The 1,343-nt window shown below is 70.2% G+C and carries 1 protein-coding gene and 1 pseudogene; both read left to right on the plus strand.

Features of this window, described 5'->3' with window-relative positions; translation table 11 throughout:
• Window positions 1–207 precede the first annotated feature (207 nt).
• Window positions 208–1,128, plus strand: coding sequence for a metal-dependent hydrolase (locus ACYVE7_RS34105; RefSeq protein WP_460370720.1), 921 nt, complete (start codon window positions 208–210; stop codon window positions 1,126–1,128).
• A pseudogene (locus ACYVE7_RS34110) lies at window positions 1,128–1,343 on the plus strand (hypothetical protein); the annotation flags it as partial. The gene ACYVE7_RS34105 and the pseudogene ACYVE7_RS34110, both read left to right, overlap by 1 nt.

Consider the following 1,343-nt stretch of genomic DNA (forward strand, 5'->3'; position numbering starts at 1 on the left):
GGCGCGGGCGCGGATTCGGCGCCCGCGCCGCTGCAGCCCGCCACGAGGGCGAGGCTCAGTCCGGTAAGGGCGATCCGTCCTCTGCTCATGGCTGGCGAGGCTACCCGCTGTGACGCGCGGGCGTGGCCGGGGTAACGGATTCCGTCAGAGCGGTGAGGGGAGACCGACGCCTTCCCAAACTATTGACAGGTTGTCTACTATGGCGGGGTGTTGAAGGCATCCCGTCCGCCCGCAGGCGACAACCTCGTTCTCCAGGCCCGTGACGTCCGGTTCGACTGGACGAACCTGCCGAGCCACTGGGTTCCCGGTGAACCGCTCGCCACGCACGTCATGAACGTGCTGCACCTGCTGCTGCCCGCCGGGGAACGCTGGTTCGTCGAGGTGTTCAAGCAGGCCCTGCCGCTGATCTCCGACGACAAGCTCCGCCAGGACGTGCTGGGGTTCATCGGCCAGGAGGCCATGCACGCCCAGGCCCACACCGGCGTCCTGGAGCATTTCAGCGCGAACGGCATGGACTGCACGCCCTTCACCGACCAGGTCGACTGGTTCTTCGACCGCGTGCTGGGCGACCGCCCCCGGCTCACCGGCGACGCCGCCACCGAATGGCTGATCGAACGGCTCGCGATCATCGCGGCGATCGAGCACGTCACGGCGTTCATGGGCGACTGGATCCTCAACGCCGACGGCCTCGACCGCGCCGGAACCGACCCCACCATGCTCGACATGCTGCGCTGGCACGGCGCCGAGGAGGTCGAGCACCGGTCCGTCGCGTTCGACCTGTTCATGCACGTCGACGGCCGCTACCGGCGCCGCATCCAGGCCATGACGATCGTCGGCCCGATACTGATCATGCTGTGGCGGCGCGGCGTCCGCTTCTTCTACGCCAACGACCCCGCGCTCCAGGGCGTCAAGACGCCCAGGATCAGCCAGCTCAAGGACACGGCGAGCCGCGGCGTCACCCCGACCATCGCGCACATCAACCGCAAGATCGCCGCCTACTACTCGCCCCGCTACCATCCCTCCCAGGAGGGCTCCACCGAGCAGGCCATCGCCTATCTGGCGGTCTCCCCCGCCGCCCAGGCCGCCGAGAACGCCCACCCCGACGCCGCGCACGGGCAGGCCGTCTGATGCCGAAGCTCCCCGCCGAACTCCGTGGCCGCGGCGGCGCCGACCAGCTGATGAACACCGTCGGCGTCCTGTCGGACCTGCTCCCGCCGCTGATCCGGCTGGCCTCCCGCGGCCGCAAGCCGATCACGCCCGTCGACCGCGCCCTGCAGGTCGTCGTCACCGAGGTGCGGGCCGAAGCCGACGGCGTCCGCTCGCTGCGCCTCGCCGACCTCGCC

Source organism: Actinocorallia lasiicapitis (genome assembly GCF_054778695.1).